Genomic DNA, 15,478 nt, shown 5'->3' with positions numbered 1-15,478 from the left:
GTGCAGCTGACGAATACTAATCGATCGAGGACTTAACCAAAATGTATTTATCTGTTGAAAATGTCTTTTATCCAGTTTTGAGTGAACAAGCACTCTAATTTGAGGGTTTCAAGACACGAGTAATTCGAGGAAACGATTGAGAGAGGTAAGGAGCGTACTCCAGTACGTGACTGACCGAACGAATGAAGTTGACAAAGAAGTACGATGTGTATTGGAAGCCGAACAGTCTAGTGATGATGGCAAAGAGGTCACACCCGTTCCCATACCGAACACGGAAGTTAAGCTCTTTTGCGCCGATGGTAGTTGGGGGATTCCCCCTGCGAGAGTAGGACGTCGCTGGGCACGAATAAAGAAGTCGTTATCGAGTAATCGGTAACGACTTCTTTTTTATTTAGCTAATTGTACATAATTAAATGGCTTGCGCATGTATGAATAAAGAAATATTGTATAGATAAGACGAATGAAGGAGTGTTAAAATGACGTCAATTTATGAATTTACAGCGAAGAATACAAAAGGTGAAGATGTATCATTAAGTAAATTCAAGGGTAAACCATTAGTAATCGTAAACACCGCAAGTCATTGTGGATTTACGCCGCAGTTCACTGAACTACAGAAGTTATATGAAGAATTCCGCAGTAAGGGTCTGGAAATATTGGGATTTCCTTGTAGTCAATTTAACAATCAAGAGTTTGAGGATATTGACAGAACACTGGAATTTTGTCAACTTAACCATGGTGTTACTTTCCCTATGTTCGCAAAAGTAGATGTTAAAGGAACGGATATTCATCCATTATTTCAATATCTCACTACAGAACAAAAAGGATTTTTATCTAATAACATAAAATGGAATTTCACGAAATTTTTAATCGACAAAGAAGGAAAAGTAGTAGGGAGATATGCCCCGCAAACACCTCCACTAAAAATGGAAATAGATATTTGTAAATTAATTTGATAGAAAAATTAGAATTAATGTTTAATTTAAGGGTTCTTGACACTAGACGTGCACGCTGATAACCTTGTAATAATATTCAGTTATAGAAGGAGGAAATTAGAAATGTGGGAGTCTAAATTTCAAAAAGAAGGTTTAACATTTGATGATGTTTTGTTAGTTCCAGCTCAATCAGAGGTGTTACCAAAAGATATCAATCTATCCGTTCAACTCACTTCAAAAGTTAAGTTAAATATCCCGGTAATAAGTGCGGGTATGGATACTGTGACGGAAGCTAAAATGGCAATTGCAATGGCTCGACAAGGTGGATTAGGGATTATTCATAAGAACATGAGCATTGAAGAACAGGCAGAGCAAGTTGAAACAGTTAAACGTTCTGAAAATGGAGTTATTACCGATCCTTTCTTCTTAACACCAACTCATCAAGTGTATGATGCAGAACATTTAATGGGGAAATATAGAATCTCTGGTGTTCCAATTGTTAATAATGAAGAAGATTTAACATTGGTCGGCATCATTACAAATCGTGATTTACGTTTTATTCAAGATTATTCTTTAATAATCGATGAAGTAATGACAAAGGAACATTTAGTCACAGCAGCAGTTGGCACTACACTAGAAGATGCAGAGAAAATTTTACAGCAATATAAAATAGAAAAATTACCGATTGTCGACGAAAATGGCATGTTAAAAGGATTAATCACGATTAAAGATATTGAAAAAGTGATCGAATTCCCTAATGCAGCAAAAGATCATCTTGGGCGTTTATTAGTAGGAGCGGCTGTTGGCGTAACTAAGGATACAATGCTTCGTGTAGAAAAACTTGTCCAAGCACAGGTTGATGTAATTGTTATTGATACTGCACATGGTCACTCTCAAGGAGTTATAGATACAGTAAAGAGTATTCGAGAAGCTTATCCTGAATTGGATATTGTTGCTGGAAACGTTGCAACTGGTGAAGCAACTCGTGCATTATTTGAAGCTGGTGCAGACGTTGTTAAAGTAGGAATTGGACCAGGTTCAATTTGTACAACTCGAGTAGTTGCAGGAGTCGGTGTTCCTCAAATTACAGCAGTTTATGATTGTGCAACAGAGGCTCGTAAAGCAGGTAAAACGATTATTGCAGACGGAGGAATTAAATACTCTGGAGATATCGTAAAAGCTCTTGCTGCGGGGGGACATGTTGTCATGCTAGGAAGTTTACTTGCTGGTACAACTGAGAGTCCAGGAGAAACAGAAATCTTCCAAGGAAGACGTTTTAAAACATATCGTGGAATGGGATCAATTGCTGCTATGGAAAAAGGATCAAAAGATCGTTACTTCCAAGAAGAAGCGAAAAAACTAGTTCCTGAAGGTATCGAAGGACGTCTACCATACAAAGGACCACTTGCTGATACAATTCATCAATTACTTGGTGGTGTTCGTGCTGGCATGGGATACTGTGGAACTGGAAACTTAGAAGATTTACGTGAAAATGCACAATTTATTCGCATGACTGGTGCTGGGCTTCGTGAAAGTCACCCACATGATGTGCAAATTACGAAAGAAGCTCCAAACTATTCTATTTCATAAGATATACGTATTAATCGAAACTTTTGCACTCATTCGACGTCATATTCTAGGTCGAATGGGTGCTTTTTAAATTACATAAGCTCGCATAAGATAAAGTATGTTAAAATGAGCATGGAGAAAAACTAATAGTGGAGGTACAGTAGTGAAGAAAGTTTGGATGACATCAATGATTAAGTGGCTAGTACTTCCGATGCTTCTTGTTTCAGTTATATGTGGAATGCCGACTGCTACAAAAGCAGAGGATAATTTAAATTTAAACGTCGATGCTGCAATACTAATCGACGCAGAAACAGGTAAAATTCTGTATGAAAAAAATGCAGATGCATCATTAGGTATAGCTAGTATGACAAAAATGATGACAGAGTATTTACTATTTGAAGCGATTGAATCGGGAAAAATTACATGGGATCAACAGTATTCTGTTACAGATTATACATATAGAGTTTCTCAAAATCGTAGTTTAAGTAACGTTCCTCTTCGAGAAGATGGTACTTATTCGATTCGGGAATTGTATGAAGCAATGGCTATCTATTCCGCCAATGCCGCGACAATCGCTATCGCTGAAACAATTGCTGGCACGGAAGAAAATTTCGTGAAGCTTATGAATGAAAAAGCAAAAGAAATGGGCCTAGTTGGTTATAAATTCGTCAATTCCTCAGGTTTAAATAATGAAGATTTACTAGGGATGCACCCAGCAAGCACTGGAGCATCTGATGAAAATATAATGCCAGCTAAATCTGTAGCAAAACTGGCATATTTCTTGATGAAGGATTATCCAGAAGTATTAGAAACGACGAAAATTCCTAAAAAAACATTCCGTGAAGGTACTTCTGATGCGATTGAAATGAGTAACTGGAATTGGATGTTGCCAGGTTTGGTTTATGAATATGAAGGCGTAGATGGTTTAAAAACAGGTACAACAGAATTTGCAGGACATTCCTTTACTGGGACGGCAACGAGAAAAGGTATGCGTGTAATTGCGGTTGTAATGAAAGCTGTAGATGCAAATGGTGTAGGTACTTATAAAGCACGTTTTGATGCAACGAGAGCGTTATTTGACTATGGATTTGCTCAGTTTTCAAAAGAAGAAATTATTCCAGCTGGATATAAAATACCTAAACATAAAACAATATCTGTTGAAAAAGGAAAAGAAGACAATGTAGCCATTGCTGTAAAGGATCCAATTTCGATGGTTATTAAGACAAATGAAAAAGAATTGTACAAGCCTGTATTTACAGCAGAAAAAGAGAAATTAGAAGCTGCTATTGAAAAAGGTACAGTAGTAGGTAAAGTACATTTAGAAAAAATAGAAGGAACAGACTACGGTTATATTACTGATCAGGCCACAGAAGTGGATGTTGTAACTACTGAAGCAGTAGAAAGAGCTAGTTGGATTAGTTTAATGTTCCAAGGTATTGGTAAATTCTTCAGTAATTTGTGGGGTAGCACAACAGACTTTATTGGTGGGTTGTTCTAATATAAAAGCACTGTAAACTCAAATACTTGAGGTTACAGTGCTTTTTTTATTTCTAGGGCACCCATTAGTTGTTGAATGGATGCTTCAAGTTTATCAACTTCGATACCCCCAAATCCTAATACAATTTTCGGTTTGTTAAATGGATTTAGTTTGGTTGAAACATATTCTTGTATTCCATGGATACGTATGGCATCTTGTTTTGCAAGTTCTATAAGTTCTTTTTCCGTGTTAATCGATTGAATGGTCAATAAAAGATGCATACCTGCTTGTTCACCTGAAATTGTAACAAGTGGATCATATGCCGCGATTGTTTTCGTTATTATTTCTAGCTTGCGTTTGTATATTTTCCGCATTTTGTTTAGATGTTTCGCAAAATAACCTGATTCCATGAATTTTGCAAGTATTTGCTGGTCCATCCGGGGTACAGTAGCAGCATAATACGAGTATTTTTGTTTGTACTGTACGATGAGCTGTTTTGGTAATACTGCATAAGCAATTCGAAGAGATGGCATTAATGATTTTGAAAACGTACTTAAATATATGACACGCTCATTTTGATCAATTCCTTGTAAGGAAGGAATCGGTCTACCTGTATATCTAAACTCACTATCATAGTCATCTTCTATAATGTAACGATTCTCCGCTTGGTAAGCCCAAGAAAGGAGTTGAGTCCTGCGGGTAGCGGAAAGAACGGCTCCTGTAGGAAACTGATGAGAAGGTGTTACATACATAACGGTTGCATTAGAATGCTCTAATTGTGAAACGATAGCTCCATCAGCATCTACCGAGATTGGTACGGTTTTTTCTCCGTCTTCTAAAAGTAAGTGATGTGTAAGTGGGTAGCCCGGATTTTCAATTCCATAAACAGCCTCTTCTCCAAGTAAGCGAATGATTAGCGGCATGAGTTGCTCTGTCCCAGATCCCAGAATAATTTGTTCTGGCGTGCATTTAACGCCCCTAGATTGATATAAATATGTGCAAATTTGCTGTCTTAACGTATAATCACCTTGCGGATGACCTAGTAAGAGTAAATCTTTGTTTGACTCGCTAATGACTTCTTTAGAACATTTTCTCCAAAGGCTAAAAGGAAAAGACTCTGTGTCAATTTTCCCAGGTGAAAAGTCAATTGAATAAGTATCCCTTGTACGTTCATCTTGAACAACGATCGGTGTACGTTGCTCGATCAATGCTAACTCTGCTAAATCTTGTACATAAAAACCTCTTCTCGGTTCAGAGGAGATAAACCCTTCCGCAACTAATTGACTATATGCAAATTCAACCGTCGTTTGACTCACAGATAGATACTCTGCTAATTTTCTTTTCGAAGGAAGTTTGCCCCCTTCTTCAATTGTTCCATTAATAATTGCTTGTTTTATTTCTGTATATAGTTGTTCATATAGAGGAATTAGTGAGTCCGTTTCAAGCTGAAACATGAGAAAGTCCATATTACCACCCATCTGACCACTTCATATTTATATTTTCTGGTACTTTTCATGTGGTCATAATATATTATACTAAACATTATAACAATTTGGAGGGGAAAATAATATGAAGATTAATCAAACAGGTACAAATAGAGTGAACCGAGAAATAGTGGAAATGCAAAAAGGCGGCGTCATTATGGATGTTATCAATGCAGAGCAAGCAAAAATTGCAGAAGCTGCGGGTGCAATTGCAGTAATGGCATTAGAAAGGGTACCATCTGATATTCGTGCAGCAGGTGGCGTAGCTCGCATGGCAGATCCACGCATTGTGGAAGAGGTGATGAGTGCGGTAACAATACCGGTGATGGCAAAAGCACGCATTGGACATATTACAGAAGCACGTATATTAGAAGCAATGGGAGTCGATTATATCGATGAATCAGAAGTACTAACGCCGGCCGATGAAGAATACCACTTACGTAAAAGTGATTTCACAGTGCCATTTGTATGTGGTTGTAAAGATTTAGGGGAAGCAGCTCGTCGTATTGGGGAAGGAGCTTCCATGCTTCGTTCCAAAGGCGAGCCTGGAACTGGGAATATTGTAGAAGCAGTTCGTCACCTGCGTAATGTAAATGCGCATGTTCGTAAAATTGTTCATATGAACGAAGATGAGTTAATGACCGAAGCAAAAATTTTAGGAGCACCTTATGATGTATTACTACAAATTAAACATAATGGAAAATTACCGGTTGTTAACTTTGCAGCAGGTGGAGTCGCAACACCAGCAGATGCTGCTTTAATGATGGAGCTCGGAGCAGATGGTGTATTTGTTGGATCGGGAATTTTCAAATCAGAAAAACCAGAGAAATTTGCCCGTGCTATTGTCGAAGCAACAACTCATTATCAAGACTATAGCTTGCTTGTAAAAGTTTCAAAGGACTTAGGGATTCCAATGAAGGGAATTGAAATTTCTCGTCTAACTGCCGGAGAACGTATGCAAGATAGAGGATGGTAAAGGAATCACTTGCAAAAAAAACAGCTGTATAGTAAAGTGAAAGTAATTTCATGATTAAAAAACGATGATAGGAAGCAGTAACAAGCACGTTTTTTCTAGAGAGTCAGCGGTTGGTGGAAGCTGATATAAACACTTGTGAATCCGTCCTTTGAGTTGAGCGGCTGAATGTTAGTAAGTCGTGTCCGGTTGAAAAGCCGTTATTTTACAAGCGGATTTGACATATTGTCAAGTCAATCAGGGTGGTAACGCGGGTATGCTCTCGTCCCTTTTATATGGGATGAGGGCTTTTTTGTCGTTTTTTATTAAGTATTAGGGGGAACTATTCATGTTAGATGTAAAATTTGTACGGGAAAATTACGAAGCAGTAAAAGCAAAACTAGCTAAACGTGGAGAAGAAATTTCTGAGTTTGATCAATTTCAACCATTAGATCAAAAGCGTAGAGAACTGATTGCTAAAACAGAAGTGTTAAAAGCAGAACGAAATGAATTCTCTCAAAAAATTTCGGAAATGAAACGTAATAAAGAAAATGCAGACGATATTATTGTTCGCATGCGTGAAGTCGGCGATGAGATTAAAGCATTGGATGATGAGTTACGAGAAGTGGAAGAGAAGTTTGAGCATATGATGATGCGCATCCCAAATATCCCACATGATAGTGTTCCAATTGGAGAGACAGAAGATGATAATGTAGAAATTCGTACATGGGGAGAAGTACCTTCATTTGATTTTGAAACGAAAGCGCATTGGGATATTGCAACGGATTTAAAAATAGTCGATTTTGAACGTGCGGCAAAAGTTACAGGAAGTCGTTTTGCTTTTTACCGTGGATTAGGTGCAAGACTAGAGCGTGCTTTGATAAACTTCATGATGGATTTACATGCAGAGGAGCACGGATATGAAGAAATGCTTCCACCTTATTTAGCGAATCGTGCGAGTTTGACTGGTACTGGTCAGCTTCCTAAGTTTGAAGAAGATGCATTTTTAATAAACGAAGAAGACTATTTCTTAATCCCAACTGCAGAAGTTCCAGTAACGAATTTTTACCGTGATGAGATTCTTGACGCGGCGGTATTACCACAAGCGTTCACTGCCTTTAGTGCTTGTTTCCGTTCAGAAGCAGGATCTGCGGGACGAGATACGCGAGGTTTAATACGTCAGCATCAATTTAACAAAGTGGAGCTAGTGCGTTTCGTTAAGCCAGAAGAATCATATGAGCAGTTGGAGTTACTAACTGGTCATGCTGAAAAAGTGTTGCAGTTACTAGGTCTACCATATCGCGTGCTTCATATGTGTACAGCGGATTTAGGATTTACAGCTGCCAAAAAATATGATTTAGAAGTTTGGTTACCGAGTTACGGAGAGTACAAAGAAATTTCTTCTTGCAGTAATTTCGAGGATTTCCAAGCTCGTCGTGCTGGTATCCGTTTTAGAAGAGAAGCTGGTGCTAAGCCAGAGTATGTACACACATTGAATGGAAGTGGACTTGCGCTAGGACGTACAGTCGCTGCCATTTTAGAGAACTATCAACAACCAGATGGAACAGTAATTGTACCAGAAGTTTTAGTGCCGTATATGGGTGGGAAAACTGTCATTAAGTAATTCGAAAAGAACCAGAGACTATTAGCGTTTCTGGTTCTTTTTTTGTGCGCGAAGATTTCGAAAAAATTGAGTTAGAAGGCTGCCACATTCTTCGGCTAAAATACCTTCCGTCACTTCGCATATATGATTGAATCTATTGTCATTTAAAAGTCTATATAGTGAATCTACACAACCTGCTTTTGCATCTCTAGCCCCGTATATGACCCGGGGAATGCGGGATTGCAGAATAGCGCCTGCACACATTGGGCAAGGTTCTAGTGTTACATATAAAGTCGTTTCTTCTAACCGCCAGCTACCCATTTTCGCACATGCTTCTTGAATGGCTAATAACTCGGCATGGGTTGTTGCATTTTGTGTGGTCTCTCTTAAATTATAAGCTCTTGCAATTACTTCACCTTTATATACAATAATAGCCCCAATCGGCACTTCTCCAATATCAGCTGCTTTTTTTGCTTCTTCAATCGCTAAACTCATGTAATGTTCATCCAATTCAAATCAACCCCTCATGAATAGTGTAGCATGTTTTATTTATGTTCTGCATATTGTATGTTGAAGGAGTGATCGGTTGATTTATATAGTGAAACAAGGAGATAACTTATATGCAATCGCGAAGCGTTTTGGTACAAATACTGCCACACTTGCCTCGATAAACGAACTTCCGGACCCTGATGTATTAGTTGTTGGTCAGGCACTTGTTTTACCATCGACGACCCCTAATCCAGATCGACCTATGATTGAAACAAACCTATACGTAGAGTGGTTCACAGAAGTACCATCTCAAAATGTCATTAATCAAGTTGAGAAAAATGCAGAGCAATTAACGTACATGATGCCATTTGCGTATGAAGTAAAGAGGGATGGCTCTTTAACTTCTATGGATTGGGGAGGTTTATCCGAAGTTGCAAAAAGACATCGAGTAGAAGCAGTTATTGTGCTCGTTAATATCGAAAACTATGCATTTAGTGACACATTAGCACATACCATTTTTACTAATGAGATCGTGAAAAAAAATGTATTTGCACAAACAGTTGAGGAAGCCAAAAAAAGAGGAACGAAACATATTCATATTGACTTTGAATATATAGACAAAGAGGACAGAGAAAACTATGTGAAATTCTTAAAAGAATTTAAGGAATTTGCGAAAGGATATGCAATTTCGGCAACACTTGCTCCGAAAACAAGTGCAGAACAAAATGGTAAATGGTACGGTGGATTCGATTATAAAGGAATTGGAGAAGTAGTCGATTTTGTTGTCATTATGACATATGAATGGGGTTACAGTGGAGGTCCACCTATGGCAGTATCTCCAATTGGTCCGGTTCGAAAAGTATTAGAATATGCTGTAACTGAAATTGATCCTAGCAAAATCATGATGGGTCAAAATTTGTATGGATACGACTGGACATTACCATATAAACAGGGAAATCCAATTGCCAAAGCATTAAGTCCCCAACAAGCGATTGAATTAGCTAAAAATCGGAATGCGGCTATCCAATATGATAATGTTGCCCAAGCACCGTATTTTCATTATTGGTTAGATGGAAAAGAGCATGAAGTTTGGTTTGAGGATGCAAGGTCCATTGAAGCAAAGTTTAAACTGTTAAAAGAGTTAAAGTTATTAGGGATATCTTATTGGCATAGTGGCTTTGATTTTCCGCAAAACTGGTATTTACTACAGGAGATGTTTCGGATGAATAAAAAATAGAGTATAGTTGTCTTTCTTTTGGAAAGGCAACTATATTCTATTTTTTATTATGGAGCTATGTTAAAATAAAGGGCACGATTTGAAATATTAGAGTGAGGGTAAAATTATGTCCATTCCATTTATTACGGTAGAGGGTCCCATAGGTGTTGGGAAGACCTCGTTAGCAAATATAATTTCACAAACGTATCAATTTGAATTGTTAAAGGAAATTGTGGATGAAAATCCTTTCTTAAATAAATTTTACGATGATATTGCAGAGTGGAGTTTCCAAACGGAAATGTTTTTTTTATGTAATCGTTATAAACAATTAAGTGATATAGAGAAAAAGTATTTATCGAAAGATAAAGGAGTTATAGCGGATTACCATATTTTTAAAAATCTAATTTTCGCTAAACGTTCGTTAAATGAAGTAGAATATGAAAAGTATGAATCTATTTATCAAATTTTAACGGAAGATATGCCTGTTCCTAATATGGTTATTTATCTCGATGCAAGTTTAGAAGTTCTTCTTCATCGTATTAGTTTGCGTGGAAGAGACTTTGAAAAAAAGATAAGCCCAGATTATTTACAGCAACTTTCATCGGACTATAGAATGTTTATTGACCAATTTGAAAAAAAACATCCCACTATACCGGTCCTTAGGCTAGACGGAGACAAAATAGATTTTGTTCAAAATGGAGAAGATTTACAAACTATATTAGATCAAGTAGATGCAACATTGCATAGAAGGAGTTTATAAGTATGAATTTAAGGGAGAAGTATGGCATCCCCTCTAATGCAGTTATTACAATTGCAGGAACAGTTGGTGTAGGGAAATCTACGATGACCAAGGCACTTGCGGATGCACTTCATTTTAAAACCTCATTTGAGAAAGTAGATGCTAACCCATATTTAGATCGTTTTTATGAAGATTTTTCTAAATGGAGTTTTCATTTACAAATTTACTTTTTAGCGGAACGTTTTAAAGAACAAAAAAGAATGTTTGAATACGGCGGAGGATTTATCCAAGACCGTTCTATTTACGAAGACACCGGTATATTTGCCCAAATGCATAAAGAAAAAGGAACGATGGATCCAGTAGACCATGAAACGTATACGAGCTTATTTGAAGCGATGGTCATGACACCGTATTTCCCACATCCGAATTTGTTAATCTATTTAGATGGTTCTTTAGATGATATTATTGAACGCATTCATGACAGAGGACGCTTAATGGAGCAGCAAACACCTATTTCTTATTGGGAAGAAATGCACGGACGATATGAAAAATGGATCGATTCTTTCAATGGATGCCCTGTGCTCCGTCTGAATATAAATGATTATGACATTGTAGAAAATCCCCAAAACATCGAAATGATTGTTGAAAGAATTGGTCATTTTATGGAACAAACTGCGATATTGCGCAAGTAATATAAAACCTCCCACCAAAGATAGGTGGGAGGTTTTAATATGCTAATAACTAGTTAATCAGTTAGTGTAATATTCAGAACAATTAATCGAAAGAAAAATTCGTTACCTATGCAACGAATTCAATCTCAAATTTATGCGTGTGTGTATTTAAAATGGAGGAGGAAGAGGGATTCGAACCCCCGCGCGGTATGACCCGCCTGTCGGTTTTCAAGACCGATCCCTTCAGCCAGACTTGGGTATTCCTCCGAAGTACAAGAACTAATTTATCATGGTTGAAAACCAAAGTCAACCAGTTTAATTATATTTTTTTGAAAAAATATCTTTAATTATTTGACGAGTGATTAGTAGGGCATTATGAATAAAATATATTCGTTTTCATTGATTTTTCTTTATGAAAACAGTATACTAGTAAATGCCGTGCTAGGTGGGAAGGTAGCGGTGTCTTGTAACTCGCAATCCGCTCTAGCGAGACTGAACCCCTTCTCTGAGGTTGAATACATGTAGGGTCTGGTACTTGCACGTGATGTTGACGTTTGGGTCCTGCGCAATGAGAGCCCATGAACCATGTCAGGTCCGGAAGGAAGCAGCATTAAGTGGTGCTTTCTCATGTGCCGCGGGGCAGCCTAAGCCGAGTTAACGACAAGGGTGCCGCTTATGTGTTTCAAGCGAAGGAAGGTGCACGGCATTAATATAAAACAATCAACTCATTTGTCTAATAGGCGAATGAGTTTTTTTATGGAAAAAAGCCCTCTATTATTGGAAGAAGTCATAGCAGCTTTATGTTATAATAGGTTCAATAGTGACTATTAAAAGAGAAGGAGGGAAATTTGTTGTCGTATCAAGCTTTTTACCGCGCATATAGACCTCAGTCTTTTGCAGAAATGTCAGGTCAATCACATATTAAGCAAACTCTTCAAAATGCCCTCCTTTACAATAAAACGACACATGCGTATTTATTTTCAGGTCCGCGTGGTACAGGAAAAACGAGTGCGGCAAAAATATTCGCCAAAGCTTTAAACTGTGAAAAGGGACCAGCAAAAGAACCATGTAATAACTGTGGTACTTGTAAAAGTATTACTGAAGGTTCTAATACAGATGTGATTGAGTTTGATGCAGCTTCCAACTCTCGTGTAGAAGAAATGCGGGAAATTATTGAAAAAGTTCGTTTTGCCCCTTCGAATGCTCGTTATAAAGTGTATATTATTGATGAAGTGCATATGCTTTCTACAAGTGCTTTTAATGCTTTATTAAAAACATTAGAAGAACCACCAGCACATGCAGTATTTATCTTAGCAACAACTGAACCACATAAAATCCCATTAACAATAATATCAAGATGCCAACGTTTCGATTTTAAACGAATTACTTCATCCGATATTGTTTCACGTATGATAGAAGTATTGACTGATGCAAATATTGAATATGATGAAAATGTATTAAAGGTTATTGCACAAGCGGCAGCTGGTGGAATGCGCGATGCTCTAAGTATGCTTGATCAAGTAGTGTCGTTTAGTGGAGAGAAAATGACGCTAGAAGATGCGTTATTAGTAACTGGTTCTATTGGACAAGACGTATTCTTTCAACTAGCAGATGCGTTAATTGAGAAGGATGTAGCAAGGGCACTTAGTTGTGTGGAAAAGTTAGTAGAGGATGGAAAGGATCCTGTTCGATTAACAGAGGACTTTATCACCTTTTACCGTGATTTACTTGTATTGCTTGTTGCACCAGAGCAAACAGAGTTATTGGAAATAGCAACAGGGGACGCTATGTTTCAAGAGTTGGCATCCAAGTTTGCGGAAGACACTTTGTACAGAAGCATCTCTATATTAACGAATACCCAACAGGAAATGCGTTTTTCTAATCATGCGAAAGTGTATTTAGAAACAGCGATTATTAGACTAGCACAAGTTCCGAGAGGGAGTACAGTAACTACCGAAAGTAATTCAGAACTTGAGATGAAAGTCAAAACACTGGAAAGTCAGCTAAACCAACTACAGCAACAAATTAGCCAAGGGATAATACCACAAACAAATGCCGGGGCACAAGAACAACCAAAAAGACAAAGACAAAAGTCAAATAGTGGTGTAAAGGTTTCAAGTGGACGCATTCAAGAAATATTAAAAACGGCAACAAAGACAGATATTCAAACGATTAAGTCTCAATGGGCTACCATTTTGCAACAACTCCAAAAATCACATGCTGCATTATTAAATGATGCTGAACCAGTAGCAGCATCTTCTAGTGCATTTGTGTTAAAATTCAAATATGAAATTCACTGTCAAATGGCCATGGAGAACAAAACCTTTTCTTCTTCTTTTCCGCAGTTAATTGCAAACTTAACTGGTACAATATATGAGGTTGTATATGTGCCTGAGGAAAATTGGTTGAAGATCAGAGCAGATTTTATACGTCAAAATGGTCTGAAACAAGGCAACTCAGAGAGTACGGAAGATACTTCTTCCGGGCCGTCAGATGCAATGGAGTTTCTACAAGGAATGGAAGATGTTTCAGAAGACCCTTTAATTGTAGAAGCAGAAAAATTATTTGGAAAAGAATTTGTAGAAGTACATGATGACTAAGGAGGAAATTAAAGATGCGTGGAATGGGAAATATGCAAGGTATGATGAAACAAATGCAAAAAATGCAAAAGAAGATGGCAGAGGCACAAGAGGAACTAGGAACACAACGTTTCGAAGCGGTAGCTGGTGGCGGAATGGTAAAAGTTGTTGTTTCTGGACATAAAGAAGTATTGGAAGTAGAACTAGATCCAACTGTTGTAGACCCAGAAGATATCGAAATGCTTCAAGATTTAATCGTAATTGCAACGAATGAAGCAATGAAAAAAGCAGAAGAAACATCGAATGCCACAATGGGTCAATTCACGAAAGGATTGAACCTTCCTGGTATGTTCTAGGAGGAAAAAAGATGCATTATCCTGAACCAATATCAAAACTAATAGATAGTTTTATGAAATTGCCGGGAATTGGGCCGAAAACAGCGGCCCGTCTGGCATTTTTTGTGTTAACAATGAAAGAAGACACTGTTTTAGATTTCGCTAAAGCGTTAGTAGATGCTAAACGAAACTTAACTTATTGCTCAGTTTGTGGGCACATCACGGATATTGACCCTTGTCACATCTGTCAGGATCAACAACGTGACTTGTCGATGATTTGCGTCGTTCAAGATACAAAAGATGTAATTGCTATGGAGAAAATGAGAGACTATAACGGTTTGTATCATGTGCTTCATGGTGCTATATCGCCAATGGATGGTATTGGTCCAGAGGATATTAATGTACCAACACTTTTAAAGAGATTGCAGGATACACAAGTAGAGGAACTGATTTTAGCAACTAACCCTACAATAGAAGGAGAAGCAACAGCGATGTATATTTCTCGTCTTGTAAAGCCTTCTGGTATTAAGACAACGAGAATTGCACACGGTTTACCTGTAGGCGGAGATTTAGAATATGCGGATGAAGTAACTTTATCCAAAGCATTAGAAGGTCGTCGTGAGTTGTAAGGGGGATGTTGTACTATTATGTTTTTTCAACGAGCAAGATTAAAAAAAGAATTCGATCAACAATTCATTAAGTTAATAAAAGAAACAAAAGAAGATTGGCAACAGGCTCAATTAATAGAGGATTACTTGAATGACTATAATTTAGAGACGATGGCAAAACGAAAAATTGCAGAGAGTATTCATTTCTATCTATATAAAGAGGCAAAGATACGGAATGTAATATTAAAATAAGTATAATAGTAGTACTAGCTTCATACAGTAATGGATAGTGATTTTATGAGAGGGATGATATTCATGAAGTTAATTATCATTGGGGGTTCGCTAGTATTACTATTGCTTCTTATGTTTAGAAAAGCTTTTGCTGGAGTAGTAGAAGGGTTATCTATTTTCTTGTTTCGTCTAGCTTTTTCTGTTTTATTGTTATTTGGTGTCCATTTACTTTTAGGTTTAGCTGGTTATACAATCCCTGTAAATTTGTTTACAGGTGCAGTAGTAGCGGTCTTAGGAGTACCTGGAGTAGCTTCCGTTGTAGCCATTTCTATATTGCTTTAAAAAACTTCAGGAAAAGTGTTGACTTATTAGATTGAAGAGAGTAATATAGTAGGAGTCGCCAAGAGGTAAACGAAACGGCAGACAAAATGAACATTGAAAACTGAACATGCAAAACGTTAAGAAATATAGCTTGAAAGATTAACTTGTTAGTCTGATAGCAAAACAATTATGACATCATTTAATGATGATGCCAGCAAAACAAAATGAGCTTTTTAAGTTCTCTATTATGGAGAGTTTGATCCTGGCTCAGG

Annotated in this window: 15 protein-coding genes, 1 tRNA gene, 1 rRNA gene, 1 other RNA gene and 1 other annotated feature; of the genes, 15 read left to right on the top strand and 3 right to left on the bottom strand. The window is 37.4% G+C overall.

Features of this window, described 5'->3' with window-relative positions:
* Window positions 1-226 precede the first annotated feature (226 nt).
* The 4 genes from rrf (at window position 227) to BMZ04_RS21265 (ending at window position 3,999) form a co-directional block, all read left to right on the top strand.
* Window positions 227-342: ribosomal RNA gene (gene rrf / locus BMZ04_RS21280) — 5S ribosomal RNA — on the top strand.
* Between the two features lie 134 nt (window positions 343-476).
* Window positions 477-953, top strand: coding sequence for a glutathione peroxidase (locus BMZ04_RS21275; RefSeq protein ID WP_093277509.1), 477 nt, complete (start codon window positions 477-479; stop codon window positions 951-953).
* Window positions 954-1,055: 102 nt separating this feature from the next.
* Entirely contained in the window at window positions 1,056-2,522 is a 1,467-nt protein-coding gene (gene guaB / locus BMZ04_RS21270; protein WP_093277505.1) for an IMP dehydrogenase, read from the top strand.
* 157 nt (window positions 2,523-2,679) lie between these two features.
* Window positions 2,680-3,999: a serine hydrolase gene (locus tag BMZ04_RS21265; protein ID WP_177184542.1), complete on the top strand. Its 1,320-nt coding sequence runs from the start codon at window positions 2,680-2,682 to the stop codon at window positions 3,997-3,999.
* 32 nt (window positions 4,000-4,031) lie between these two features.
* Here the strand turns inward: BMZ04_RS21265 and BMZ04_RS21260 are convergent, their stop codons facing one another.
* Window positions 4,032-5,444, bottom strand: a complete 1,413-nt coding sequence (locus BMZ04_RS21260) for a MocR-like pyridoxine biosynthesis transcription factor PdxR (RefSeq protein ID WP_093277518.1) — start codon at window positions 5,442-5,444, stop codon at window positions 4,032-4,034.
* A gap of 109 nt (window positions 5,445-5,553) precedes the next feature.
* Between BMZ04_RS21260 and pdxS the strand changes: the two genes are divergently transcribed.
* A complete protein-coding gene (gene pdxS, locus BMZ04_RS21255; RefSeq protein ID WP_218145538.1) occupies window positions 5,554-6,438 on the top strand; it encodes a pyridoxal 5'-phosphate synthase lyase subunit PdxS in 885 nt (294 codons plus the stop codon).
* Between the two features lie 55 nt (window positions 6,439-6,493).
* Window positions 6,494-6,708, top strand: a binding site (T-box leader).
* 55 nt (window positions 6,709-6,763) lie between these two features.
* Entirely contained in the window at window positions 6,764-8,038 is a 1,275-nt protein-coding gene (serS, locus tag BMZ04_RS21250) for a serine--tRNA ligase (RefSeq protein ID WP_093277495.1), read from the top strand.
* 21 nt (window positions 8,039-8,059) lie between these two features.
* Here serS and tadA read toward each other — a convergent pair whose 3' ends face one another.
* Window positions 8,060-8,527, bottom strand: a complete 468-nt coding sequence (gene tadA, locus BMZ04_RS21245; RefSeq protein ID WP_255368065.1) for a tRNA adenosine(34) deaminase TadA — start codon at window positions 8,525-8,527, stop codon at window positions 8,060-8,062.
* Between the two features lie 76 nt (window positions 8,528-8,603).
* Between tadA and BMZ04_RS21240 the strand changes: the two genes are divergently transcribed.
* The 3 genes from BMZ04_RS21240 (at window position 8,604) to BMZ04_RS21230 (ending at window position 11,153) form a co-directional block, all read left to right on the top strand.
* The gene (locus tag BMZ04_RS21240; protein WP_177184541.1) at window positions 8,604-9,743 is read left to right on the top strand and encodes a glycosyl hydrolase family 18 protein; all 1,140 of its coding nucleotides are present in this window, start codon (window positions 8,604-8,606) and stop codon (window positions 9,741-9,743) included.
* A gap of 106 nt (window positions 9,744-9,849) precedes the next feature.
* Window positions 9,850-10,482: a deoxynucleoside kinase gene (locus BMZ04_RS21235; protein WP_093277492.1), complete on the top strand. Its 633-nt coding sequence runs from the start codon at window positions 9,850-9,852 to the stop codon at window positions 10,480-10,482.
* A gap of 2 nt (window positions 10,483-10,484) precedes the next feature.
* The gene (locus tag BMZ04_RS21230; protein WP_093277488.1) at window positions 10,485-11,153 is read left to right on the top strand and encodes a deoxynucleoside kinase; all 669 of its coding nucleotides are present in this window, start codon (window positions 10,485-10,487) and stop codon (window positions 11,151-11,153) included.
* A gap of 153 nt (window positions 11,154-11,306) precedes the next feature.
* Here the strand turns inward: BMZ04_RS21230 and BMZ04_RS21225 are convergent.
* A tRNA-Ser gene (locus BMZ04_RS21225) sits at window positions 11,307-11,399 on the bottom strand.
* Between the two features lie 169 nt (window positions 11,400-11,568).
* On the opposite strand from BMZ04_RS21225, the gene ffs reads away from it, so the two are divergent.
* From ffs to BMZ04_RS21195, 6 genes are all read left to right on the top strand, one after another.
* An RNA gene (gene ffs, locus BMZ04_RS21220) (signal recognition particle sRNA large type) lies at window positions 11,569-11,836 on the top strand.
* A gap of 147 nt (window positions 11,837-11,983) precedes the next feature.
* Window positions 11,984-13,732 carry a DNA polymerase III subunit gamma/tau gene (dnaX, locus tag BMZ04_RS21215; protein ID WP_093277485.1) on the top strand — a complete coding sequence of 583 codons (1,749 nt, stop codon included), beginning with the start codon at window positions 11,984-11,986 and terminating at the stop codon, window positions 13,730-13,732.
* Window positions 13,733-13,746: 14 nt separating this feature from the next.
* Window positions 13,747-14,067 carry a YbaB/EbfC family nucleoid-associated protein gene (locus tag BMZ04_RS21210; RefSeq protein ID WP_093277482.1) on the top strand — a complete coding sequence of 107 codons (321 nt, stop codon included), beginning with the start codon at window positions 13,747-13,749 and terminating at the stop codon, window positions 14,065-14,067.
* An 11-nt stretch (window positions 14,068-14,078) separates the two neighbouring features.
* On the top strand, window positions 14,079-14,675 hold the full coding sequence (gene recR, locus BMZ04_RS21205; protein ID WP_093277478.1) for a recombination mediator RecR: 597 nt from the start codon (window positions 14,079-14,081) through the stop codon (window positions 14,673-14,675).
* Window positions 14,676-14,693: 18 nt separating this feature from the next.
* The gene (locus tag BMZ04_RS21200) at window positions 14,694-14,906 is read left to right on the top strand and encodes a YaaL family protein (RefSeq protein WP_093277475.1); all 213 of its coding nucleotides are present in this window, start codon (window positions 14,694-14,696) and stop codon (window positions 14,904-14,906) included.
* A gap of 63 nt (window positions 14,907-14,969) precedes the next feature.
* A complete protein-coding gene (locus tag BMZ04_RS21195) occupies window positions 14,970-15,227 on the top strand; it encodes a pro-sigmaK processing inhibitor BofA family protein (protein ID WP_177184540.1) in 258 nt (85 codons plus the stop codon).
* Window positions 15,228-15,478 lie beyond the last annotated feature (251 nt).

Origin of the sequence: Psychrobacillus sp. OK032 (assembly GCF_900111345.1) — a bacterium.
Taxonomy (GTDB): Bacteria; Bacillota; Bacilli; order Bacillales_A; family Planococcaceae; genus Psychrobacillus.
This window is presented reverse-complemented; position numbering and strand designations above follow the sequence as displayed.